Genomic DNA, 24,092 nt, shown 5'->3' with positions numbered 1-24,092 from the left:
GGGACCTACATACGAGTATGCGACGCAATCCGTTCGACGAAGTAGAGGAACTGCTCGACCGCGTGAGCCGACAGGTCGAAGAAGGGATGGCTGCCGGCGGGCTGCAGGTTCCGGGGACGGTGCCGGTCGACGTCGCCGACCGCGACGAGGAGTACGTCGTCACGGCCGACCTCCCCGGCTACGAGACCGACGACATCGAGCTGACGCTCTCGGACGGGACGCTGCATCTCGAGGCCGACCGGTTCGACGAAGGTGAGTTCGACGAAGGGCGATACATTCGTCGCGAACGGACGGAAACCTCGGTGAATCGCCGGATTCGGCTCCCCGAACCGGTCGACGAGGACGGGGTGGCCGCCGGCTTCGAAAACGGTGTGCTAACGGTTCGCCTCCCGAAGGAGTCGGGCGGCGAGGATTCGAAGCAGATCGATATTGAGTAAGCTTCACGCTGAAAGCCGGCTCCCGGAAACTCGTTTTCGAGGACGGTGAGCAGTGCCGTACAGTGGTCTGACGGACTAGTGTATGGAAAGGTATAGGGAGATGTCTCACAGAGACGTATATAAGCAAATGAGCGACGAGGGATACGACCACGCGACGGTCGAACGGCGCTGGCAGGAGGCGTGGGACGACGCGGACGTCTATCGGACGCCCGATGACGTCGACGATCCGACGTACGTCCTGGGGATGTACCCGTATCCGTCCGGCAAGCTCCATATGGGCCATGTCCGCAACTACACGATCACGGACGCGTACGCCCGGTATCGCCGGATGCAAGGCGACGACGTGCTCCATCCGATGGGATGGGACGCCTTCGGCCTCCCCGCGGAGAACGCGGCCAAGGAACGCGACACGAACCCGCGTGACTGGACGTTCGACTGCATCGAGACGATGACCGACCAGATGGAGGCGATGGGCTTTGGCTACGACTGGGAGCGCGAAATCACCACCTGCACGCCGGAGTACTACCAGTGGAACCAGTGGCTCTTCTCCCGGTTCCACGAGGAAGGACTAGTCGAACGCCGCGACGCCGAGGTCAACTGGTGTCCCGAGTGTGAGACCGTGCTGGCCGACGAACAGGTCGAGGGCGACGACGAACTCTGCTGGCGCTGTGATACGCCGGTCGAACAGCGCGAACTCGAGCAGTGGTTCCTGAAGATCACCGAGTACGCAGACGAACTGCTCGAGGCTATCGACGACTTAGAGGGGTGGCCCAACTCGGTGCGCCAGATGCAGCGCAACTGGATCGGTCGCCAGTACGGGACGGAACTGGACTTCAATATAGAAGGGTACGGCCCCGTCGAAGCGTTCACGACCCGCGTCGACACGATCCACGGCGCGACGTTCTTCGCGCTCGCGCCCGACCACCCGATCAGCGAGGAGTTGGCCGAGGAAGACGACGACGTTCGCCACTTCATCGAGCACGAAGCCGACCCCGACGGCGACGAGCCAAACGGCGTCGAGACGGGTCTGACTGCAACCAATCCCGTCACGGGCGACGAGATCCCGGTCTACGTGGCGGACTTCGTCCTCTCGGACGTCGGGACGGGCGCGCTGATGGCCGTGCCCGGGCACGACGAGCGCGACCACGCGTTTGCCGAGAAGATGGGGATCGAGATCAAGCCCGTCATCGCCCCCGAACCCGACGACTGGGACGGCGAGACGGTTCCCGACGCACCCGACGTCAGTGAGGCGGCGTTCACGGACGACGGCGTCCTGATCAACTCCGGCGAGTACAGCGGCCTCGACAGCGAGACCGCCCGCGAGCGACTCACCGAGGACATCGAGAGCGCCGAGGAGGCCACCCAGTATCAGCTGCGCGACTGGGGGATCTCCCGCCAGCGCTACTGGGGGACGCCGATCCCGGTCATCCACTGTGACGACTGTGGCCCCGTCATGGTCCCCGACGAGGACCTGCCGGTCGAACTGCCGGAGTTCATCAACACGACCGGGAATCCGCTCGACGCCGCCGAAGAGTGGAAGGCGACGACGTGTCCGGACTGTGGCAGTCCGGCGACCCGCGAGACCGACACGATGGACACCTTCGTCGACTCGTCGTGGTACTTCCTGCGGTACGTTTCACCCGGCTCCGAGGAGGTCCCCTTCGACCTGGAGCGGGCCAACGACTGGATGCCCGTCGACCAGTACGTCGGCGGCATCGAACACGCCGTGATGCACCTGCTCTACTCGCGATTCTTCACCAAGGTGCTCGCCGACCACGAGGGCTTAGAGCACCGCGAGCCCTTCACCAATCTGCTGGCACAGGGCATGGTTCAGCTCGAGGGCGAGAAGATGTCCAAGTCGAAGGGTAACGTCGTCTCGCCCCAGCGGATCGTCGAGGAGTACGGCGCGGACACGGCGCGGCTGTTCATGATGCAGGCTGCCCAGCCCGAGCGCGACTTCGACTGGAGCGAGGAAGGTGTGCAGTCGACCTATGCCTTCCTCACCCGACTCCAGGGGATGGTCGAGGACTACGTCGCAGACCGGCCAGACGGCGACGACGACGCGATCGCCAGCTACGTCGACGCGGAGATCGACGCGACGATCGCCATCGCCAGCGACGAGTACGACGACCTGACGTTCAACAAGGCGCTGCGGGAGACCCAGGATCTGACGCGGACGCTGCGCCAGTACGCCGACTACACCGAGCCCCATGCCGAGACCTTCGAGCGTGGGCTGTCGGCCGTCGTCCGACTGCTTGCGCCGGTCGCACCCCATCTCGCCGAAGAACTGTACGACGAACTCGGTGGCGACGGCTTCGTCGCCGAAGCCGACTGGCCGACCGCGAAGATCGACCGCGATCGCGTCGCCAAGCGGCGTCGGCTGGTCGAGAACACCCGCGAGGACATCCGCGACATCGTCGAGGTCGCCGGTATCGATGATCCCCAGGCGATCGACGTCGTTATCGCCCCTGGTTGGAAGTACGACGCCTTAGAGATCGCCATCGAGAGCGATGCGGACAACCTGATCGGCGAACTCATGCAGCAGTCGCACATCCGCGAACAGGGCGACGCCGCGGCCGACTACGGCCAGGACCTCCAGGCCGAACGCGAGGCGCTGACGATGAGTCTCGCGCCCGAGGAAGAGTACGAGGCACTCGAGGCGGCCGCGTGGCTGATCGAACGCGAGTTCGAGGCTCCGGTCGACGTCGTCCGCGCCGACGAGGCAGACGAGAGCGTCCTCACAAACGCCGAACCCGGTCGGCCGGCGATCGAGATCGACGACTGAGAGGAGTCCGTATGAGACCGACGCCGACGGCGGCCTGCGACACGAACCGCCATCGGATCTAACAACAGACTATCTATTTTATACGCTGGCTCGCTGTAGAGGCGTGACACTCGCTGGTTCCGAGGATGACCGAACAACGCACGGATCCGTTTCGATGGACGTTCGCAGGGGGGTCGTCACCGAACGCACCACACGTCGCCGCGATGACCTGGCGCGACGGGCTGTTCGTCCACTGGCCGGTCGACCCGGACGCGCTGCGACCGCACGTTCCCGGCCAGTTAACCCTCGAGACGAGGGACGGCCATGCCTGGGTGGGCGTGCTCCCGTTCGTGCTCACGAACGTGGGCATCCGCGGAACGCCGTCGATCGCACGGCTGGCCTTCGGCGAACTGAACGTCCGAACCTACGTCCGGTATCAGGGCGATCCGGGCTTGTTTTTCTTCAGCATCGACGTCGGCAACTCACTGGTCGCGACGGCTGTCGGCCGAGCGACCCGGCTGCCGGTCTACGACGCGACCATCCGGGTCGGTGCCACCGAGGAGAAACACGTGACGTTCACAAGTGACCGCCAGCAGACGGCGCGTGACGGCCCCGCTCGCTTTGCCGCAACCTATCGTCCCGACGGCGAGGTCTTCACCGCCGAACCGGACACGCTCGCGTACTGGCTTACCGCCCGCCGACGGTTCTACGCGCCGAGCGCGAGGGGTGTCCTGGCCGGCGAGATCGCACACGATCCGTGGCCGCTCCAGCCTGCCGCGGTGACGATCCACGAGAACACCATGTTCGAGGCGAACGACCTGCCGAGGCCGACCGGCGATCCGGTCGTCCACTACGCCGACGACCTCTCGATGACCGGCTCGATTCCGCGCCGATTGCGTGGGAAGTGATACGGCCTGTCGACAGCCGCACGGCCTGGGCTGAGACCCTACAACTCGTCGGCGCCGATCATGTCGAACCCGTACCCCGCACCGTCCGCAGACGCCTGCTCGTAGACCACGTGTGCAGCCGCCACGTCCTGGATCGCGAGCCCGGTCGAGTCGAAGACCGTGAGACCCGTCTCCGCAGTCCGGCCGTCTTTCGCACCGACGACGAGTTCGCCGATCTCGCCGTAGATGTCCCCGTCCGTTAGCACACCCTCGCCGTAGGGGACGTTGATCTCGCCCGAGTGGGTACACTGCTCGTGGTCGTCGATGACGATCCGGGCAGCCTCGAGCACCGCGTCGTCCAGTTCGTGTTTCCCCTCGGCGTCGGCGCCGATGGCGTTGATGTGCGTGTGCTCGCCGACGTCCTCGAGGCTCACGATCGGGTCCTCGACTGGCGTCACCGTCGAGAGGACGTCACACTGGCCGGCCTCCGAAATCGAGCCACCGCGAACGTCGAACTGGTCGTCGTACGTCTCGACGAACCGCTCGACGCGCTCCTCGTCGGGGTCCGAGACGACGACCTCCTCGATCGGCCGGACCTCGCTGATCGCCTCGAGTTGCATATACGACTGGACGCCGGCTCCGACGAGCCCGAGGCTCGAGGCGTCTTCGACGGCCAGATAGTCGGTCGCGACGGCCGCCGCCGCCCCGGTGCGTTTCATCGTGAGCGTCGTCCCGTCCATGATCGCAAGTGGGAACGCAGTCTCGGGGTCGGAGTAGATCATCGTCCCCAGGACCGTTGGCAGGTCGTGATCCTCGGGATTGTCCGGGTGGACGTTGACCCACTTGAGCCCGGCCGCGTCCCACTCGCCAGTATCGAGGTAGGCGGGCATCGACCGGAAATCGCCGTTGTACTGCGGGAGGTCGATGTAGGACTTGGCGGGCATCTGCGTGTCGCCGCGTTCGAAGGCTCCGAAGGCACCCTCGACGGCATCGATGACGTCGGCGAGGCGCGCGTACTCGTCGACGTCGTCGCTGTCCAGAAGCAGCGTGTTCATACTCGTGACTATTGGTGGCGGCTACTTAAGTCGTCGTGAACGATGCAGTGGACGCGACTCGAGCGAACGCGGATCACGGCACTCGAATAGAAAACCGATCGAACCGGGAGCGACGGTGAAAGCAGAAAATCGGGCCGACTCGAGAGAGGTTCAGGTGAATGGCTTTCTCGGTCCCGCTGTCGCAACGCTGAGCATCGGCGAGCGAAGCGCGGTTCGGAGCCCGAAGGGCGAGAACCGCGGAAGCGAACGGGCGAAGCCCGTGAGCGCTCCGCGCTCGGGCCGACGAGCAACCAACGGGAGTGAGGAGGCTTTTATACTAAATTTTGCCGAGGGCCGCCTTCGGCGGCCCGCAGAGCAAAATTTAGGTTTAGCTCGCGGGCCACTCCGTTCCCCGCTCGCTTTCAGCGGTTCTCACTCACTACGTTCGTTCCGAACCGCTCTTACATCATGCCGCCCATGCCACCGCCCATACCGCCCATGCCGCCCATGCCACCGCCGCCCGGCGGCATCTCCTCGTCCTCGTCGTCGTCGTGGGAGACGGCGAGGTCGCCGGCAGCGATGACGTCGTCGATGCGCAGCAGCATGACGGCCGCTTCGGTGGCGGATTCGATGGCCTGGGTCTTCACGCGCAGCGGCTCGTAGACGCCCTCGGCGTCCATGTCGATGGTGTCGCCGGTGTAGGCGTCGAGGCCAGCACCGGTGTCGCCACCGTCGTGGGCGCTGCGGAGTTCGACCAGCGAGTCGATGGGGTCCAGCCCGGCGTTCTCGGCCAGCGTGCGCGGGATGACCTCGAGCGCGTCGGCGAAGGCCTCGACGGCCAGCTGTTCGCGGCCACCGACGGAGTCGGCGTAGTCACGCAGGGCAAGCGAGAGGTCGATCTCGGGTGCGCCGCCGCCGGCGAGGACCTTGCCGTCCTCGATGGTCGTGCGCACCACACCGAGGGAGTCCTCGATGGCGCGGTCGATCTCGTCGATGACGTGCTCGGTGCCACCGCGGAGGATGAGGGTGACGGCCTGGGCGTCGTCGACGTCCTCGACGAAGATGCGCTGGTCGCCGGCGATCTCCTTCTGGGCGACGCTGCCGGCGAAGCCGAGATCGTCCTCGGTCAGGTCGTCGACGCTCGAGACGGGCGTCGCGCCGGTCGCGCGGGCGAGCTGGCTCTGATCGCTGGACTTGACGCGACGGACGGCGATGATGCCCTCCTTGGCGAGGTAGTGCTGGGCCATGTCGTCGATACCGCCGTCGACGAAGACGACGTCGGCACCGGCGTCGGCGACCTGCTCGGCCATCTCGCGGAGCTGCTGTTCTTCCTGCTCGAGGAACTGCTCGAGCTGGTCGGGGTCGGTAACGTTGACCTCGGCGTCGATCTCGGTTTCCTTGATCTCGAGGTCGCCGTCGACGATCGCCACGTTGGCGTCCTCGGCGAAGTAGGGCATGTTCTCGGAGACGCGCTCCTTGTCGACGATCACACCCTCGACGAGCTCGGAGTTCTCGATGGAGCCGCCGACGACCTTCTCGACTTTGATGTTGTCCGTGTCGACGCCGTCGTCGTCGGCGACCGCGCGAACGGCCTCGACGACGAGTTCCGAGAGCAGGTCTTTGGCGCTTTCGGCGCCTTTGCCGGTCATCGCCGTCGCGGCGATCTGCTCCAAGACCTCGGTGTCGTCCTCGTCGACGTCGATAGCGATCTCCTCGAGCGCGTCGATCGCTTCCTCGGCGGCCTCGCGATACCCCTGTGCGAGGGTGGTCGCGTGAATGTCCTGGTCGAGGAGGTCCTCGGCCTGGCTGAGGAGTTCACCGGCGATGACGACGGCACTCGTCGTGCCGTCACCGACTTCCTCTTCCTGGGTCTCGGCGACTTCGACGATCATGTCGGCCGCGGGGTGGTCGATCTCCATCTCCGAGAGCAGGGTGACACCGTCGTTCGTGACGATGACGTTGCCCGAGGAGTCGACGAGCATCTTGTCCATCCCCTTCGGGCCGAGCGTCGTCCGAACCGATTCGGCGACGGCTTTCCCGGCCTGTACGTTCATGGACTGTGCGTCCTCTCCGGAGGTTCGCTGGCTGTCCTCCGAGAGTACGATAAGGGGCTGGTTGCCCATCTGCTGTTGTGCCATAGTCAAGCGAAGGATTGTTTGCGATTCTATATAAACCCTTCGAGAATTGTCGGGTCAAATCACTGTACGAGGCCCCACTCCGGTCGTTCCACCCGAGCGCTTCGCCTGGTATTTATATTATTCTTCGTTCCTCCCGCGACGCAAATCGGCGGCGAGCAACTTGCTCGAGGCGACATTTCGGCCGCTGCCGGAGATGGCCTCCTTACGCCCCCTCGAGTCGCTTGGCAGCGATGATCGCCGCTGCGCCGACGACGGCGGCCAGCCCGGCGCTCACGAACGCAGGGGTGTATGTTCCGAGCACGTCGTATCCGACGCCGGCGAGAAACGGCGCGGTGAGCCCGGAGAGAGCAAAGGCACCCGAAACCAGTCCAAACACTGCGTTCAGGTTCTCCCGGCCGAACAAATCGCTGGTCAGCGGTGCGAGCAACGCGCCGTTTCCGCCGTAGGCGAGACCGAACACGAGTGCGAACCCGAGGAGTGCGGTCGTCGTCTCGAGTGCCGGCAGGGCGAGCGTCGAGACGCCCATCACCGTCGAGCAGCCGGCGAAGACGTGAACGCGGCCGACGTAGTCCGATGCGTAGCCGATTCCCACCCGACCGATCGCGTTCGCGCCGCCGATAAGCGCGAGCGCGGTCGCGCCGGCGGTCCGGGAGAGCCCGATATCGGAGGCGTGGACGACGAGGTGGACGAAGACGATGTACATCGTCGTGTAGATCAGTATCCAGCCGACGAAGACCAGCCCGAACGACGGCGACCGTGCCACGGCGTAAATCTCGCCGAACTGGGCTCGGAGCGACGGCTGTGTACGGGTGCTTCGCTGCCCGCCGTTCGGCGTTGCCTCACCACCTCGAGACCCGGAAAACTCCCCGGCTGGAACCGGCTCCGTCGTGGGCTCATCCTTGATCAGCAGCGTCGCCACGAGCAAGAGAACAGCGACGACGCCGGCCAACACGAAAAACGACGAGCGCCAGCCGACGCGATCGATGAGCGCGGTCGCCGCCGGTGCGACGACGAGCATACCGGCGCCGAGGCCGGCAGAGGCGACGCCGCCAGCGAATCCTGCCCGCCGATCGAACCAGCGCGGCACCGTCGCATACGCCACGACGTAGACGATACTCATACCGAGCCCGGTGACGACGCCGTAGGCGAGGACGACCGTGAGCCACGACGTCGCCACGCTGGTCCAGAGCAAGCCGAGACAGAGCACGACCGTCCCGACGGCGAGCATTCGCCGCGTGCCGAGTCGATCGACGAACACGCCGACGAGGACCGCGCCGACGTAGAGCAGCAAGGTCTGGACGCCGAATGCGATCGTGGTCACGCCTCGAGAGCGGGCGAAGTCCGTCGCCATCCGCTCGAGGAAGACGCCGAAGGAGTACGAAAGCCCGAAAATGACGAACGAGCCTAGAAAACACGCAAGGACGACGATCCAGCCGTAGTAGGGGCGATTCATTGAGATAGCGGTCGATATCGTGAGTCGAACATCGTGAATCGAGCGAAAGCGGCGAAATCGTACCGGTTCGAACGCGGCGCACAGAGCAGGCGTCTCAGTACGGGACGGCGTAGAGGACGACCGCGAGGAACGGGATCAGCAATACCAGCATGGCGATGGCGTAGCCGAACATCTCACGGGCTTTGATCTTGGTGATCGCGAGCAGCGGGAGCGCCCAGAACGGGTTCAGCAGGTTGGTGTGGGCGTCACCGACGGCGTACGCCATCGTCGCGTGGGCTGCCGGAATGTCGTACGACTGGGCGGCCTCGAGCACCGACGGCCCGAGGACGATCCACTCGCCGCCGCCGGAGGGAACGAACATGTTGGTGACTGCCGCGGCAAGCCAGGCGAAGATCGGGAACGTGGCCGGCGAGGAGATCGTGAGCAGCCCCTCTGCGATCATCTCCGCGAGACCAGAAGACGCCATGATGCCCTGAATCCCGGCGAAGAACGGAAAGAGGAGGATGACCCCGGCGGCGGCGCTCGAGGCCTCGCCGAAGCGCTCACGGTAGAGTTGCGGGCGCGTGTAGATTGCCAATCCGGCCATCAGGAACGCGAAGTTGACGACGTTGAGGTTGAGCGCATCGAGGCCGAGCGTCGCGAACGTGTAGCCGACCATCACGATCCCGGCAAGGGCGATCAGGCCGCCCATGAGCCGGCTGTTGTTGATCCGCTCTGCGGGAACCGAATCGCCCAACCCTGTGTCGGGCTCGTCTTCGGCTGCCGTCTGCAACTCGCCGCCGTCGGTACTCGTCTCGAACAGGTCCGCTTCGGGGATGTACTCCGTGATCTCTCGGGACCGTTCGGGCGCCGGGCTCAGCAGGTAGAGCACGACCGCAGCGAATGCGATCGAGAGAACGGTAAGCGTCAGCGCGTAGGGGTGCAGGATCGTCTCGGAGGTGGGAATCGTCCCCTCGAGCAGCCCCATCTCGATGAACTCATTGCCCTCAGTCGCGAGCAACAGCGGTGCGGAACCGGACAGGCCCCAGTGCCAGGTCAGCCCGAGGCCCATGTAGCCTGCCACACACAGCAGTGGGTAGTGGACGGTGATGCCGTTCTCGTAGGCCGTCTTTCCCATCTCACGCGCGAAGATGGCACCGATGATCAGCCCGAGGCCCCAGTGGACCCAGGCAAGTCCCATCGACACGATGCCGACGAGGACGACCGCTTGCTTCCCGCTCGAGGGCAACTGGCTCAGCCGCCGGAGGCCAGCGTTGACCCGTGGATGGTAGGCGACGACGAACCCAGTCATCAGGATAAGCACCATCTGCATCGCGAACGTCAGGAACGCCCAGAAGCCGTCGTACCAGAACTCGACGGCCTCGAATATACCGGCATCCGTCCCGACGACGGCAGCGATGTAGACGATGTACGTGAGGATGATGGCGAACAGGAACGGACTGGGCATCCACCGCTCGACCCAGGTGGCCATTCCGTCGCCCATCCGTTCGAGTGCCGATTCGTCTGTGGTACTCGATGCCATGACTTTCGATCTCACCACCACTATATAAACCTTGATTGTTTTTATCCACAAACGAGTGAGAATATATCCGGACAGTCACTTCCGTGCGGGATATGGAAAGCTGAGTTCGAGCGACGGGCCGGCGATACGGCCGACCCGCCGGTTCGCCGTCTGCTATTGTCGTTGTGGGTCGGCGGTCGGCTCGTGCTCGACGTAGCTTCGCGTACGCGTCGCTGTGAAGCCGTCAACTCGACGCCGAAAACCAATCGATCATCGATTCAAGAACACGACTGCCGACTCGAGGGGCGAGCGTCTTGCGGTCAGGACTGGCCACCGGGGAACCGGTGGTACTCCATGCCCTTGTGTTTCATCTCGTTGTGCTTGTCCTCGAGGAAAGAGTAGACCGCACCGTGTGGGGCCCCATCCAGCAGCATTTCGGCGGCGCTGCGGACGGCGTCGACCTCCTGTGGTGCGCCGATGACGCCGAGCGTCGAGCCGTAGATGACGACGTCGGCACCAGTGAGTTCTTCCATCAGTTCGCGGGTCCGGCCACCTTCGCCGATGAGCCGGCCTTTCTTGCGTTTCATGTCGTTTTTGTTGCGCGAGGCGGCGTCGATGTCGACGACGTCGAACAACATCATGTCGTCCTCGAGCAGCCGCAGGGCGTCTTCGGGGGCGAAGCCGCGACCGATTGCGCGGACGATCTCGGGACCTTTGAGTCCGAGCACGGGATCGCCGACGGCTTCGACGGCGACGGAGCCGTTCTCCGAGTCGATGTCGAGTCGCACTTCGGCTTCCGCCTCGATCTCGCGCATCGTCTCGCCTCCTTCGCCGATGAGAACGCCGATGCGGTCCTGCGGAATCTTCACGTGCTGCATACAGTCCGTTACTGGCTGGGTGAGGTTAAGACCTTGGTCCGCGACTACTGCGAGGGTGTTGCAGCCACGCACACGGCTGTCTCGGATGGTGGCCGGTGCGGTGCACGACGATCAGTCTCGAGAGGGATCCGGCTCCGGGCTCGTGACGAACTCGAGCAACTCGTCTTCGGACACGTCCAGTCCCTGTCGGGAGAAAAACGAGGCGACGTTCCGACAGTCCCGCTCTAAGAACTCGCGGCTGTTGGGGTGGTGAACGGTGACGGCCTGTCCGAGGTCGATGAACACGAGCTGTCCCTCGTCCTCGTCGAAAACGACGTTGTACTCGCTCAAGTCGCCGTGGATCAGACCGGCCGAGTAGAGTCGACGCATGTACTCGCGCATGACCTCGTAGGCGGTCTGAGGGTTCTCGATGTGGACCTCGCCGAGCCGCTTCGCGCGACCGTCCTCGGAGCCGATGTACTCCATGACCAAGACGTTGCGCTCGGTCGCGATCGGCTCGGGTACGCGGACCCCGGCCGCTTTCGCTCGCCGGAGGTTCGCCAGTTCCTTTTTCGTCCACGCGAGGACGACGTCTTTCTTCTGGCCGCCCAGACCTTCGAAGCGGGGATCGCCCTCGAGGTAGTCGCGCATCTGCCGGAAGTTCGAGGCGTTGATCCGGTAGATCTTGACCGCGACCTCGCGGTCGTCGCCCAGTGCGTGATAGACGTTGGCCTCCTTGCCCGTCGAGAGCGGCCCGCCGAAGGCCTCGACGTGGCCGTCCTGGACCAGTTTGTACAGCGCCGCGAAGGTCGCGTCGTCGAACACCGACTGCTCGACTTTGAACTGGTCGGCGTCTTTGATGCGCTCCTCGAACTGCTCGAACTCCCGGTCGCGCTTGCGGGCGATCCGATCCGCTTCGGTATCCGAGACGTCGATCTCTTCCCATTCGTCACCTGGGGTGTCGACCTCTTCGAGGTCGACCAGTCCGAATTCCGTTCCCTGTCCCATCTATTCGGCTCTACGGGTCGAGCGTGGGTAAATACTGGGACTCGTTCGAAGACCCTGCTGGTGTCGACGACAGTCAGACGGACGCCTGTCGGTCAGTACCGGCGCGACTGCGAGTCATCCTGCGGCCCCGCCGATAACTCGTGACAGCAGACCGTATCAGGCGACCCCCAGGCACACTTTTTGCGACGTCCGTGGTAGCTATCGGCTGTGAGTAACTCGACCGAACGCCGCCCCGCGGGGACCGAGCGATGACGGGCCACGACGTAACCCTCGAGCGGATCGACGGCCCGAACCGGACGATCGAGGTCGCCGACGACGAGACGGTGCTCGAGGCGGCCCAGCGGGCGGGCGTCCGGCTGCCGTACGACTGCCGGAAGGGGACCTGCATCACCTGCGTCGGCCGGTTGCTCGCGCTCGAGGACGGCGAGTCCGAATCCGACGCGAGCGGAGCGGAGCAGCCACGCGACACCGACGCGTTCACCTATCGGCGCCCGCCGGCGGCGCTGACCGACCGCGAGCGGGCGGACGGCTACGTCCTGTTATGTATCGCGTCCCCGCGAACCGACTGCCGCGTCGAGGTCGGCCCGCGGGTACGCGCCGAAGTCGGCGACAGCCCCTGGTCGTAGCTCCCCCGCCCGCTGCCGTCACAGGTCCCAGCTAGACTTATCCTCTTGCTCGTGGTGGTGGTTCTCATGAGTGATGCTAGCACACCTAGAGACGTCGAACCGGACCACGACCACGAGCACCACCACGACCACGAGGGCCCTGGGTACGTGACGCCACAGGCCGCCATCGAGGAGGGCGGCCGGGAGAAGCTGGCGTACGTGATGAGTCTCTACGTCGGCACTGACATCGACGCGCCGGACTTCGTCGCGGTCGTCGACCTCGATCCCGACTCGGAGACCTACTGCGAGATCGTCGACCGCATCGAGATGCCTAACCGCGGCGATGAACTCCATCACTTCGGGTGGAACGCCTGTTCGTCGTCGTGTCACGTCGAAGGCCTCGAGCGCCAACACCTGATCGTTCCCGGCCAACGGTCGTCGCGGCTCCACGTGATCGACGCGAAAGACCGGCGAAACCCCGAACTGGTCGAGGTGATCGAACCCGAGGAGGTCTTCGAGTACGACCTCTCGGCACCGCATACGGTCCACTGCATTCCGGACGGACAGATCCTGATCAGCATGCTCGGCGACGCCGACGGCGAGCTCCCCGGTGGCTTTCTCGAGTTAAACGAGGACTTCGAGATCGAAGGCCGGTGGGAGCCGCCAGGCGAGATCGAGATGAACTACGACTATTGGTACCAGCCACGCCAGAACGTAATGGTCTCGAGCGAGTGGGCCGCGCCGAAGACGTACTATCCGGGCTTCGACCTCGAAGATGTCGGGGAGGGCAAGTACGGTCAGAAAATTCACTTCTGGGACTGGGAAGACGGCACTGTCGAACAGACGATCGACCTCGGCGAGGAAGGGAAGATCCCGCTCGAGGTGCGATTCCTCCACACGCCAGAATCGACTCACGGGTTCGTCGGGGCCGCGCTCTCGTCGAACATCTTCCACTTCTGGCGCGACGAGGAAGCCGGCGAGTATCGCGCGGAGAAGGCGATCGACTTCGAGGCCCGCGAGCACGAGGACTGGGACATGCCCGTTCCCGGCCTGACGACGGACATCCTGATCTCGATGGACGATCGCTACCTGTTCGGCTCGAACTGGCTTCACGGCGAGGTCTGGATGTACGACATCTCGGACCCGTCGAACCCACGACGGGCCGACTCGCTGTCGGTCGGGGGCACCTTCGGCGAGGTTCAGGAAGTCCAGGGCCGCGAACTGAGCGCTGGCCCGCAGATGCTCCAGCTCTCGCTCGACGGCGAGCGACTCTACTGGACCACCTCGCTGTTCTCCTCGTGGGACGACCAGTTCTACCCCGAGGAGGCCGAACGCGGCTCGGTAATGTTGAAAGCCGACGTCGATCCCCGGAATGGAACTCTCGAGCTCGACGAGGACTTCCTCGTCGACTGGGGCGAGTGTCCGGCGGGCCCGGCCCGCGCCCACGAGATCCGCTGGCCCGACGGCGACTGTACGAGCGACGTCTGGCAGTGACCGAACCGATGGCACGTCACGAGGTCCGCCTCGAGTGGCCCACCGGCCGAACGCGGACGCTCGCGGTCCGCGCGGACGAGACAGTTCTCGAAGCGGCCGGGCGCGATGGGATCGGATTGCCCTACGGCTGTCGGACCGGTGCCTGCGGGACCTGTACCGGGCGGCTGCTCGAGGTCACCGGCGGCGAGTTGGACGACGATCAGACTCCCGCTGTCGACGATGCGTTCTCGTATCGCCGGTGTCCACGGGCCCTGAAGGACCGACACCGGGCGGATGGCTACGTGCTGCTGTGTGTCGCCGAGCCGCGGACAGACTGCCGACTTGCCGTTGGCCCGAGCGTGCACACCGAACTGGTCGACAACCCCTGGAAGTGACGCGCCGGTCCGTCTCGAGGCGACCGCTGACGGTTCGGACGCGCCGCGGTCAGTAGCATTAACGGGGGCGAGACGCTATCCTCGAGCAATGCCAGTCGCCGACGAGAACGTCGACGAGGAAAACCCCTACCTCCGGGATCCGCCGACCGATTTCGATCCGGTCGAGACGCTTTCGGAGGCGGAAGCCAAACATCAGGTCGAGCAACTCCGCGAGGCGATCCGCGTCCACGACCGTCGGTACTACGTCGAAAGCGAGCCGCTGATCGCCGATCGGACCTACGACGCGCTGTTCGCTCGCCTGCAAGAGCTCGAGGATGAGTTCGACCTCGCCCATCCCGATAGCCCCACGTGCAGCGTCGGCGGCGAGCCGCTCGAGGCGTTCGAGACAGTCGAGCACGTCGCGCCGATGCTTTCGATTGACGCCAGCGGCGATGCCGAGGACGTCCGTGAGTTCGACGACCGCGTCCGTCGCGAGGTCGGTCCCGCTCGGTACGTCTGCGAACCCAAGTTCGACGGCGTCTCCATGGAGTTCGTCTACGAGGACGGCCGGCTCGAGCGTGCCGTGACCCGCGGGGACGGGCACGAAGGCGACGACGTGACAGCCAACGCACGCACCATCGGGTCGGTTCCACAGCGACTCCACGGCGACTATCCCGACTTCCTCGCGGTGCGAGGCGAGGTCTACATGCCAAAAGACGCGTTCCAGGCGTACAATCGCGAGCGCATCGAACGTGGCGAGGACCCCTTCGCGAACCCCCGCAACGCCACCGCGGGCACGATCCGCCAGCTCGACCCCTCGGTCGTCGCCGAGCGCCCACTTTCGGTCTTCTTCTTCGACGTTCTCGAGGCCAGCGAGCTCGCGGATAGCCATCAGGCCGAACTCGAGCGGTTCCCCGACTGGGGGCTCCGGGTAAACGACCGCGTGGCGGTCGTCGACGACATCGAGGGCGCGATCGACTATCGTGATCGTATGCTCGAGGCCCGCGACGACCTAGACTACGAGATCGACGGTGTTGTGATCAAAGTCGACGACCGCGACGCCCGCGAGAAACTCGGCCGGACGGCCCGCCACGACCGCTGGGCGTTCGCCTACAAGTTCCCCGCCCGCGCGGAGGTGACGACGATTGCCGACGTGGCGGTCCAGGTCGGCCGGACGGGCCGGCTGACGCCCGTGGCCCTGCTCGAGCCGGTCGACGTCGGCGGCGTCACCGTCTCGCGGGCGAGCCTGCACAACCCCGCGGAGATCGCCGAGAAGAACGTCAACGTCGGCGACACGGTCCGCGTCCAGCGGGCCGGTGACGTGATCCCCTACGTCGAGGAGGTCATCGAAAAAAACAGCGAGGGCCACTACGAGCTGCCCGACACCTGCCCCGTCTGTGACAGTCCCGTCGAGCGCGACGGCCCCATCGCGTTCTGTACCGGCGGCCTGGGGTGTGACGCCCAGCTCCGCCGGTCGATCGAGTACTACGCCGGCGACGACGGCCTCGACCTCGAGGGGCTGGGCGAGAAGAGCGTCCGCCAACTGGTCGACGCTGGCCTCCTCGACTCCGTCGCCGACCTCTATGCCCTCGAGCGCGACGACCTGACCGACCTCGAGGGATGGGGTGAGACGAGTGCCGAGAACCTGCTTTCCGAAATCGAAGCCAGTCGCGAGCCGCCACTCGATGCGTTCATCTCGGCGCTTGGTATCCCCCACGTTGGTCCGACGACGGCTCGCGAACTGGCCCGCGAGTTCGGTACCTTTGGGGCGTTCCGCGAGGCCGCCGAAGCCGACCCGGATCGGCTCGAGGGCGTCGACGAGATCGGCGCAACCGTCGCCGAGACGATCCACGACTTCTTCACGAGCGAGGCCAACACCGCTGTCGTCGACGCCATCCTCGCGCACGTCTCGCCACAGGAAGCTGACACCAACACCGGCGGCGACGAACTCGACGGGCTCACGTTCGTCTTTACCGGCTCGCTCGAGGGGGTGACCCGCAGCGAAGCGCAGGAAACGGTCGAAGCGCACGGCGCGAACGCGACGAGCAGCGTCTCGGGTAACACGGATTACCTCGTTGCCGGCTCGAATCCGGGCACGACGAAACGGGAGGACGCGCGGGACAACGACGTGCCGATCGTCGATGAAGACGAGTTTCAGGCGCTGCTCGCGGAGCGGGGGATCGACCTCGAGTAGCCACTCGAGAACCCGGCCTTCGAGCCAGCACGCACCGAGCGTCGACTACCGGATTCGAACGAGTCGCTCGTTCCAACACTCTCGACAGCTCGTCTCGTTGGTTTCGTACGTACAACCGCAGTTCGTACACCGGTAGATCCGCTCCGTCGAATGCAGTCGTAACAGCCGTCGCAGGTGCGTCTTCAGGGTACCCATGATGGCAGTAGCGTCTTTGCTACGAGTTTGACCAGTCAGCAATCGTATATAAGCTTCGTGGGTAATGTCCGGAAGGGAATGTTAAATGCTATTCGAGCGATCGGGATTCAGCGCAGGGATCCGAAACGGCGAGGCCTCACCTGCGGCGGGTGAATACGACGAAGGCCGCGATCAGGGCAGCCACGATGCCGATGACGGTTGGCACGAGCTGCCCCGTGCCCCACTCCCAGCCGAAGTACTGTGTCCCGACGATGGCGACGAGTGCGACGGCTATGCCGATCGCCGTGATAACCGGAGACGTGCACCGCCCGATCGAGAGTGCCACATCAGAATGTTATTTGCCCAACATAATAGGGTCCGGGTCCACCGTGATAGACGGCCACTCAGGTCGGCATTCGCTCGGCGATAATTGACAGCGACTCTCGCCCATGCACCTCTCCCTCGAGATCCGGCAACGTCACGACCTCGAGGTCGGGGAACGTCTCGTGAATCTCCGCGAGCCGGTCCTCGTGGCGGGCCTGCCGTGACTGACAGCGCGGACAGCCCTCGTGTGGGTCCTCGAGCACCCGGTTGACGATCAGGCGCTCGACGGGCACCCCGGCCTCACGAAGCCGCGCGACGAGCCGTTCGGTCTCCGCGATGGCCATCTGCTCGGGTATCAGGACGACCCGAAACTCGGTCCGATCGGGGTCAACCAGCAGTTCGCGAGCGCGCTCGAGGCGGGCCTGAAACGATTCGAGGCTCTCGTCGTCGTCTTTCCCGCCGAGCATCGACATCGGGCCGAACATCGCCGTGCGGGCAGCCGAGCCGATCCGGCGGGCCTGCCCCCGCAACGATTTGGCCGTCTCGAGGGCGTTGCCCATGATGCCGGGCATATCGAACAGTCGAAGCGTGTGGCCCGTCGGTGCGGTGTCGAAGACGACCACGTCCCACTCGCCGGAGTCGACGTACTCGACCAGCAAGTCGAGCGCCGCGATCTCGTCGCTACCGGCCGGCACGCCACCGGAGAACAGTCGTTCGATCTCCGCGTCCGAGAGGCTGATGCCGGCACTGCGCAGATCCGCCGCCAGCGCACGCGCCAGTTTCTCGTAGCGCTCCTGTTGCGTTGCCGGGTCGATCTCGACGCCCCACAGTTCGCCTTCGCGGTTCGTCTCGGGCTCGAGCGGCCCGGATAGCTCGAGTGCGGTCGGCTCCGAGCCGATGTCGGTCTCGAAGGAGTCGGACAGCGAGTGGGCCGGATCGGTCGAGACGACGAGGGTTCGCTGCCCAGCGGTAGCAAGTGCGAGTCCGGTGGCCGCAGCACAGGTCGTCTTGCCGACGCCGCCTTTGCCGCCGTAGTAGATACAGTCGGTCACGACCACGGATACCACGGTCGCTGATATAAACGACATCCCGACAACAGAACCGGACCTATCGACGGTCGGCCGTCGACAGGCGTTAGATATCGACGCGGTCGAACCGATACAGCGCGACGGCGAGCGGAACGAGGATCCAGAACAGCAGGATCAGCAGGGAGAACCAGTCCTGGAGGAAGAACGGAAGTCCATCGGGGAAGGCCGCCTCGTTGAACGACGTCCCGATCCGGTCACTGGAGAGGGCACTGAACAGCGTGATCGTGTTCTGGTAGGCGTTGCCCGGATCGATCATGTTGATGAACTGCGCCCAGTCCGGCAGGCGCTGTTGCTCCATCTGCTGGCCGCCGAAAGACACCGTATAGGAGACGCCCTCGATGTAGCCGCGTTGCATCAGGAGGTTGAGTGCCGTCTGGATCGAGTTCCAGACGATGTAGAAGAGGACGAAGACGCCGAACATCGCCGCGCCGGCCATCGTCGTCGACCGGGTCAGTGACGACAGCGAGACTGCGATGCTCATGTACGCCAGGCCGTAGACGACCGTCATCGCGAGGAAGGCGACGTACGCGGGGAAGGAAAACTCCGAGACCGCAAAGGCGACGGCGACCATCGCGATGAGAAAGCCGACGATAAGCGACAGCGAGAGGACGGCTGTTCGGCCGAGGAGTTTGCCCAGCAGGACGTCCTTGCGGGAGTGGGGCAGCGACAGCAGGACCTTGATGCTGCCAGTTTCGCGTTCGCCGGCGATCGACTTCCAGCCGAGTATGAGCGCGATCAGCGGAACGACCAGCTTACACACCTGACTGACGAGCGCGATGAAGTCGATCGTCGTGAGCTCGTCCGGATTCGCCCACGTGAGGAAGCCGGCTAAAGCAGCCATCAGCGTGAAAAAGAAGGCGCTCAGCCCCCAGAACAACCAGGAGCGAACCGCGTCCTGGAAGTCCTTTTTCGCGACCGCGCGGACACTCTCGAGGTCGATCGAACTCGCGGGCGAGCCACTCGAGCCCGCCGTCGTGGTTTCGGTGCTCATCGCGCGTGCACCTCCGTTTCCGCATCGGTCGTATATGTCTGGAAGACATCCTCGAGCGAGGCTTCGGTCGTCTCGAAGTCCTGCACCTCGATGCCGCGGTCCTCAAGCGCCGAGAGGACAGCCGTCTTCGAGCCGTCGACGGTGACGACGATCGTCGGTGGCTCGCGGTCCTCGACGGTAGCGTCGGCCACGTCGGGCAGCGAGCGGACCGCCTGCATGCTGTCGTCGTCGATCCGGTCGACGGTGACCCGCAGCGTCGTGCCGTTTCCGAGGGAGTCACGCAGCCCCTCGACGGAGTCGACGGCGACCATCCGGCCGTCGCGCAGAATGCCAACCCGGTCACAGACCGCCTCGACCTGTTCCATGATGTGACTCGAGAAGAAGACGGTCGCGCCCCGCTCGTTCTCCTCGCGGACGATCTCGCGCATTTCGCGGGCCCCGTTGGGGTCGAGGCCGGTCGAGGGCTCGTCTAAGATCAGCAGGTCTGGCTCGCCGACCAGCGCCATCGCGAGCATGAGCCGCTGGGCCATCCCTTTCGAGTAGCCGCCGGCCTTCCGGTCGATCGCGTCGACCAGCCCGACGCGCTCGAGCAGCGCTTCGGGGTCGTCGGCGGCGTTTTTCGAGTCGATGACGAACTCGAGGTGCTGGCGGGCGGTGAGCCGGTCGTACAGCTCGACGCCTTCGGGGAGGACGCCGGTTCGCCGGCGGATCTCCCGGCTCTGTCGCTGGGCGTCCATGCCGAGGACGCTGGCCGAGCCCGACGTCGGGCGGACGAAATCGAGGAGGACGTTGATCGTCGTCGACTTCCCGGCGCCGTTGGGCCCGAGGAAGCCGAACACTTCACCGTCCTCGACCTGGAAGGAGAGCGCTTCGAGTGCGACGGTCTGACCGAACCGTTTGGTCAGCTCGTCGACTGTGATAGCGGGCATGGCTGTGTGGTCGGAGCGGTGCCCGATAAGGTTTGTGCCACTCGGATTACGGCTGAATTCATCAGTGTCAGCCGATCCAACGGCAGATATAGGGGTGCACGGATACCCAGCGTCAGATCGGATCGTCGGGATCGTACTGCTCTGCGGTCCGCTCGGCCTCCGCGGCGTAGCGCTCGCGGGTTTCCTCGTCGGGCACCGCCTCGAGTTCGTCTTCCGGCACGTCGATCGCTGCGGTGACCTGTGGGCCGGTCCGTAATGCCGTCGAGGATCGCTGGCGCTGCTGATAGCGCAAGCCGTCCGGCGTCGCGTAGACCAGCGTGACGAAATCGCGGTCGCCCAGTTCCCGTTCGACCAGCCAGCACTGCACCGTCGAGTCGCTCATAGCCCGCGGTTTGGGGTCGAGCACTGAGAATGTACCGCGTTCGCGCCGTCCCGAAGGGACGGCCTACACGGCCGAACGACGACCGTACACGCGCGAACGACGCACATACACGGCTGAACGAGCCCCGAGGTACTTGGTGATCGGCGGTGGAGGGGTGACGACTACCGATGGCCAGCCGCCGGACCGACCGCATCGACGAGTGGCGCGAGCGCGCCGACGAGCTGTGTTACGACGGGGAGCACGTCGAACGCCGCATCGACCTCGAGCGCGCGACGGTTGTCGTCACGACCCAGCGCGTGCTGGCGTTCGTCCCCCACACGTCCGGGCCGGACTTTCGCCACGTCGACCGGCCGAACGTCGGGACCGTCACGATCGAAACGTCGCAGCGACTGGCCGTCCTCTGTGCGGGCGTCATTGCCGCGTTCGCCGGCGTCGCCGCAGTGGAAACGGCGACGACCGTCGAATTCGCGTCGTTCGTCCCGGCCGCCGGTCTCGAGGGGATCGCCCCCCTGCCCGGCTCCGATCTCGTCGTCGGGCTCGTCGAGGCCGCGCTCGCAGCAGTCGAGACGGCGCTCGTGGTCCTCGAGTGGAGCGTTCTCCTGGTCGGCGTCGCCGCATTCGTCGTCGCCGTCGCCCTCATTGGCTACTATGTCCGCTCGCGCGCGCGACTGCTCGTCGTGCGCGTCAGTGGTGACGAGGACCTCGTGATTCCCGTCACCGGGGCCGATCTCGCGGACGAGCCGGTCGCGGATCTCGAGGCCGCGATTCGACCTGGGTCGGGATCGCCGTCGACGCTCGAGACAGGCAAGGGCCGACGCGCCAGCAGCCGGGACCGGGCTGACCTCGAGGAGTCAGGCTGAAACCGTCCCGCTCCGTAGGGCCGCCGATGAACGCCGATGGGGTTCGCGAGCGCGCCGGATCGCTGCCGCGAGAGCCCGGCGTCTACCAGTTTCGGGAGGGTGAGACGACGCTCTACGTCGGGAAGGCGGTCGACCTCCGTGACCGGGTGCGGTCCTACGCCGACCCGCGCAGCGCACGGATCGGCCGGATGGTCGACCGGGCCGACGACATCGAGATCGCCGTCACCGACACCGAGACGCAGGCGCTGTTGCTCGAGGCGAACCTGATCAAGCGCCACCAGCCCCGCTACAACGTCCGGCTGAAAGACGACAAGTCCTATCCGATGGTCCAGGTGACCGACCACGACGCGCCGCGGATCGAGGTCACCCGCGATCCCGACGAGTCCGCCACCGTCTTCGGCCCGTATACCAGCAAGCGCCAGGTCGAGACCGTCGTGAAGGCGCTGCGCGAGACCTACGGAATTCGGGGCTGTTCGGACCACAAGTACGCGGGCCGCGACCGGCCGTGTCTGGACTACGAGATGGGGCTGTGCACCGCCCCCTGTACCCGCGAAATCGATCTCGCGAGCTACCGCGAGGACGTCACTGCCGTCGAACGGTTCCTCGAGGGCGAGACGGGAATCCTCGCCGACCCGCTGCGCCGGGAGATGGAAGCCGCTGCGGAAGCACAGCAGTTCGAGCGCGCGGCGAACCTGCGGGACCGGCTCGAGACCGTCGCGGCCTTCCACGGCGAGGGCGGTGAGGCGGTCCAGTCGGTCGGCGACGAACGGGCCGTCGACGTCCTCGGCGTCGCCATCGAAGGCGAGGACGCCACCGTCGCCCGCCTGCGCGCCGAGGACGGCAAGTTGGTCGACCGGGATCGCCACACGCTCGAGGCCCCCGGCTCCGCGGGCGCGACCGGCGCGAGCACGGCCGAGGGCGTCGCGAGCGTGCTTGCGGCCTTTCTCGTCCAGTACTACGCCGAACGAGAGCTCCCCGACGCCCTCCTGTTGCCAGAGCGCCATGGCGACGACGAGGTCACGTCCTGGCTCGCAACCGAGGGCGTCGCGGTTCGCGTCCCGGGTGCCGGTCGGGAGGCCAAACTCGTTGACCTCGCGTTGAAAAACGCCCGGCGCAACGTCGGTCGGCGCGACGAGTGTGGCATGCTCGCGGACGCGCTCGAACTCGACGCCGCCCGGCGGATCGAGGGCTTCGACGTGAGCCACGCCCAGGGGACGGCAGCGGTCGGCAGCAACGTCACGTTCGTCGACGGCAGCGCCGAGAAAAGCGAGTACCGACGGAAGAAGCTGACTGACCAGAACGACGACTACGACAACATGCGTGCCTTGCTCGAGTGGCGCGCCCGTCGCGCCGTCGGGGGCCGTGACGACCGGCCTGACCCCGATCTGTTGCTGATCGACGGCGGAAAAGGCCAACTCGAGGCGGCCCGCGACGCGCTCGCCGACGTGGGTTGGGACGTGCCGGCGGTCGCGCTGGCGAAAGCCGAGGAGCGCGTCGTAACGCCGGAGCGGGAGTTCGCGTGGCCGAGCGATGCGCCACACCTGCATCTCCTCCAGCGCGTTCGTGACGAGGCCCACCGCTTTGCGGTGCAGTACCACCAGACGGTCCGCGACGAGGTGAAGACGGTGTTAGACGATGTCGAGGGGGTCGGCCCCGAGACCCGGAAACGGCTGCTGGGCCGCTTTGGCAGCGTCGAGAACGTCCGCGAGGCGAGCCTCGAGGACCTCCGGAGCGTCGAGGGGATCGGCGAGAAGACAGCCGAGACGATCAAATCGAGACTCTGAGCGCGTGCGGACACACGTTTTACTGTGATATTCCGTGAGCAGCGCGGCCGCTCGACGACGCTCGGTGGTGTTCTACCTGCTGGGTCGGCTGGGTAGACCGCTCAGAACTCGTAGTGAGCGATCTCCTGTGCGTCACAGTTCGGGCATCGCTCGCTGTCATGCGCGAGCTTTTCGCCGCAGTTTCGGCATTCGTATAGCCCTGTACTGTCGGTTTTTCTGCGTAGTGTTTTCAGTACACCCATCGTTGGATCCCCACTCTTCTAGCGATTGCGGGTGTACAAACATTAACATTATCACGGGTCGTCGTGAGAATCACGTTCTCTCGACAGTCGATATTGAAAGGATGCTATCGTAACTGTGTCGAGTCAGTAACGTACGTTCGTGGCACTGCGATGGCCCCGTAGCGGCGTCGTGTCCAGCCGAGAAACGACCGGTTGCGACAGCAGGGACAGGACTATCCCCCCACACAGCTATGTCATCGTATGGCAGACGAAGACGACCTCGACGACTTGCTCGAGGAACTGGACACGCAGGGAGACCTCGAGACTGCCGAGCAGGTACTCTCGTTGCGGATCGAAAAACGACGCTACGACAAGCCGGTGACGATCATCGAGGGATTCGACCTGTCCAAGTCGGAACTTCAGTCGACCGCGTCGGATCTCAAGAGCGCGCTGGGGACCGGTGGGACGGTCGACGAAGGCCGAATCGAACTGCAGGGTGACCACCGCGACCGCGTACCGGATCTCCTGCGCGATCGAGGATTCGAGATACGCGAGTGAGCGATTCACAGGGTCGATCGGGCACCTGCTGATCGGATGTCGCCTTTTGACGGCAC

General features: G+C 65.2%; 21 protein-coding genes. 10 read left to right on the top strand and 11 right to left on the bottom strand.

Going from position 1 to position 24,092, the window contains the following annotated elements; all coding sequences use genetic code 11:
- The first annotated feature begins 17 nt into the window (after positions 1–17).
- The 3 genes from ACFR99_RS16290 to ACFR99_RS16280 all read left to right on the top strand — a co-directional run bounded on the left by ACFR99_RS16290 (position 18) and on the right by ACFR99_RS16280 (position 4,109).
- Positions 18–437, top strand: coding sequence for an Hsp20/alpha crystallin family protein (locus ACFR99_RS16290; protein WP_390289467.1), 420 nt, complete (start codon positions 18–20; stop codon positions 435–437).
- Positions 438–564: 127 nt separating this feature from the next.
- On the top strand, positions 565–3,222 hold the full coding sequence (gene leuS, locus ACFR99_RS16285) for a leucine--tRNA ligase (protein WP_390289464.1): 2,658 nt from the start codon (positions 565–567) through the stop codon (positions 3,220–3,222).
- A 125-nt stretch (positions 3,223–3,347) separates the two neighbouring features.
- The gene (locus ACFR99_RS16280) at positions 3,348–4,109 is read left to right on the top strand and encodes a YqjF family protein (RefSeq protein ID WP_390289462.1); all 762 of its coding nucleotides are present in this window, start codon (positions 3,348–3,350) and stop codon (positions 4,107–4,109) included.
- Positions 4,110–4,147: 38 nt separating this feature from the next.
- Here ACFR99_RS16280 and ACFR99_RS16275 read toward each other — a convergent pair whose 3' ends face one another.
- From ACFR99_RS16275 to rio1, 6 genes are all read right to left on the bottom strand, one after another.
- Positions 4,148–5,143: an ornithine cyclodeaminase family protein gene (locus ACFR99_RS16275; RefSeq protein WP_390289459.1), complete on the bottom strand. Its 996-nt coding sequence runs from the start codon at positions 5,141–5,143 to the stop codon at positions 4,148–4,150.
- 440 nt (positions 5,144–5,583) lie between these two features.
- Positions 5,584–7,245, bottom strand: coding sequence for a thermosome subunit alpha (gene thsA, locus ACFR99_RS16270; RefSeq protein ID WP_390291275.1), 1,662 nt, complete (start codon positions 7,243–7,245; stop codon positions 5,584–5,586).
- 217 nt (positions 7,246–7,462) lie between these two features.
- Positions 7,463–8,713 carry an MFS transporter gene (locus tag ACFR99_RS16265; protein ID WP_390289456.1) on the bottom strand — a complete coding sequence of 417 codons (1,251 nt, stop codon included), beginning with the start codon at positions 8,711–8,713 and terminating at the stop codon, positions 7,463–7,465.
- Positions 8,714–8,807: 94 nt separating this feature from the next.
- Entirely contained in the window at positions 8,808–10,235 is a 1,428-nt protein-coding gene (locus ACFR99_RS16260) for a short-chain fatty acid transporter (RefSeq protein WP_390289454.1), read from the bottom strand.
- A gap of 299 nt (positions 10,236–10,534) precedes the next feature.
- Positions 10,535–11,092, bottom strand: a complete 558-nt coding sequence (locus ACFR99_RS16255) for a KH domain-containing protein (RefSeq protein WP_390289451.1) — start codon at positions 11,090–11,092, stop codon at positions 10,535–10,537.
- A 111-nt stretch (positions 11,093–11,203) separates the two neighbouring features.
- Entirely contained in the window at positions 11,204–12,079 is an 876-nt protein-coding gene (gene rio1, locus ACFR99_RS16250; protein ID WP_390289448.1) for a serine/threonine-protein kinase Rio1, read from the bottom strand.
- A 248-nt stretch (positions 12,080–12,327) separates the two neighbouring features.
- On the opposite strand from rio1, the gene ACFR99_RS16245 reads away from it, so the two are divergent.
- The 4 genes from ACFR99_RS16245 to ligA all read left to right on the top strand — a co-directional run bounded on the left by ACFR99_RS16245 (position 12,328) and on the right by ligA (position 16,725).
- Entirely contained in the window at positions 12,328–12,705 is a 378-nt protein-coding gene (locus tag ACFR99_RS16245) for a 2Fe-2S iron-sulfur cluster-binding protein (protein WP_390289445.1), read from the top strand.
- A gap of 66 nt (positions 12,706–12,771) precedes the next feature.
- A complete protein-coding gene (locus tag ACFR99_RS16240; RefSeq protein ID WP_390289442.1) occupies positions 12,772–14,178 on the top strand; it encodes a selenium-binding protein SBP56-related protein in 1,407 nt (468 codons plus the stop codon).
- Between the two features lie 8 nt (positions 14,179–14,186).
- Positions 14,187–14,552, top strand: a complete 366-nt coding sequence (locus tag ACFR99_RS16235; RefSeq protein WP_390291272.1) for a 2Fe-2S iron-sulfur cluster-binding protein — start codon at positions 14,187–14,189, stop codon at positions 14,550–14,552.
- A gap of 88 nt (positions 14,553–14,640) precedes the next feature.
- Positions 14,641–16,725 carry an NAD-dependent DNA ligase LigA gene (gene ligA, locus ACFR99_RS16230; protein WP_390289439.1) on the top strand — a complete coding sequence of 695 codons (2,085 nt, stop codon included), beginning with the start codon at positions 14,641–14,643 and terminating at the stop codon, positions 16,723–16,725.
- Positions 16,726–17,056: 331 nt separating this feature from the next.
- Here ligA and ACFR99_RS16225 read toward each other — a convergent pair whose 3' ends face one another.
- The 5 genes from ACFR99_RS16225 to ACFR99_RS16205 all read right to left on the bottom strand — a co-directional run bounded on the left by ACFR99_RS16225 (position 17,057) and on the right by ACFR99_RS16205 (position 20,613).
- Positions 17,057–17,245, bottom strand: coding sequence for a multidrug transporter (locus ACFR99_RS16225; protein ID WP_390289436.1), 189 nt, complete (start codon positions 17,243–17,245; stop codon positions 17,057–17,059).
- Positions 17,246–17,303: 58 nt separating this feature from the next.
- On the bottom strand, positions 17,304–18,275 hold the full coding sequence (locus ACFR99_RS16220) for an ArsA family ATPase (RefSeq protein ID WP_390289433.1): 972 nt from the start codon (positions 18,273–18,275) through the stop codon (positions 17,304–17,306).
- Between the two features lie 82 nt (positions 18,276–18,357).
- The gene (locus ACFR99_RS16215; RefSeq protein ID WP_390289431.1) at positions 18,358–19,302 is read right to left on the bottom strand and encodes an ABC transporter permease; all 945 of its coding nucleotides are present in this window, start codon (positions 19,300–19,302) and stop codon (positions 18,358–18,360) included.
- On the bottom strand, positions 19,299–20,231 hold the full coding sequence (locus ACFR99_RS16210; protein ID WP_390289428.1) for an ABC transporter ATP-binding protein: 933 nt from the start codon (positions 20,229–20,231) through the stop codon (positions 19,299–19,301). Before ACFR99_RS16210 ends, ACFR99_RS16215 begins: the two co-directional genes overlap by 4 nt.
- 112 nt (positions 20,232–20,343) lie before the next feature.
- Complete coding sequence (locus tag ACFR99_RS16205) at positions 20,344–20,613, bottom strand: DUF7967 family protein (RefSeq protein WP_390289425.1); 270 nt, start codon at positions 20,611–20,613, stop codon at positions 20,344–20,346.
- Between the two features lie 167 nt (positions 20,614–20,780).
- On the opposite strand from ACFR99_RS16205, the gene ACFR99_RS16200 reads away from it, so the two are divergent.
- The 3 genes from ACFR99_RS16200 to ACFR99_RS16190 all read left to right on the top strand — a co-directional run bounded on the left by ACFR99_RS16200 (position 20,781) and on the right by ACFR99_RS16190 (position 24,036).
- A complete protein-coding gene (locus ACFR99_RS16200; protein WP_390289422.1) occupies positions 20,781–21,473 on the top strand; it encodes a hypothetical protein in 693 nt (230 codons plus the stop codon).
- 26 nt (positions 21,474–21,499) lie between these two features.
- Positions 21,500–23,257, top strand: a complete 1,758-nt coding sequence (locus ACFR99_RS16195; RefSeq protein WP_390289419.1) for an excinuclease ABC subunit C — start codon at positions 21,500–21,502, stop codon at positions 23,255–23,257.
- Between the two features lie 482 nt (positions 23,258–23,739).
- On the top strand, positions 23,740–24,036 hold the full coding sequence (locus tag ACFR99_RS16190) for an SUI1 family translation initiation factor (protein ID WP_390289416.1): 297 nt from the start codon (positions 23,740–23,742) through the stop codon (positions 24,034–24,036).
- Positions 24,037–24,092 lie beyond the last annotated feature (56 nt).

It is taken from the genome of Haloarchaeobius amylolyticus, from assembly GCF_042678045.1.
Lineage (GTDB): Archaea > Halobacteriota > Halobacteria > Halobacteriales > Natrialbaceae > Natrinema > Natrinema amylolyticus_A.
This window is presented reverse-complemented; position numbering and strand designations above follow the sequence as displayed.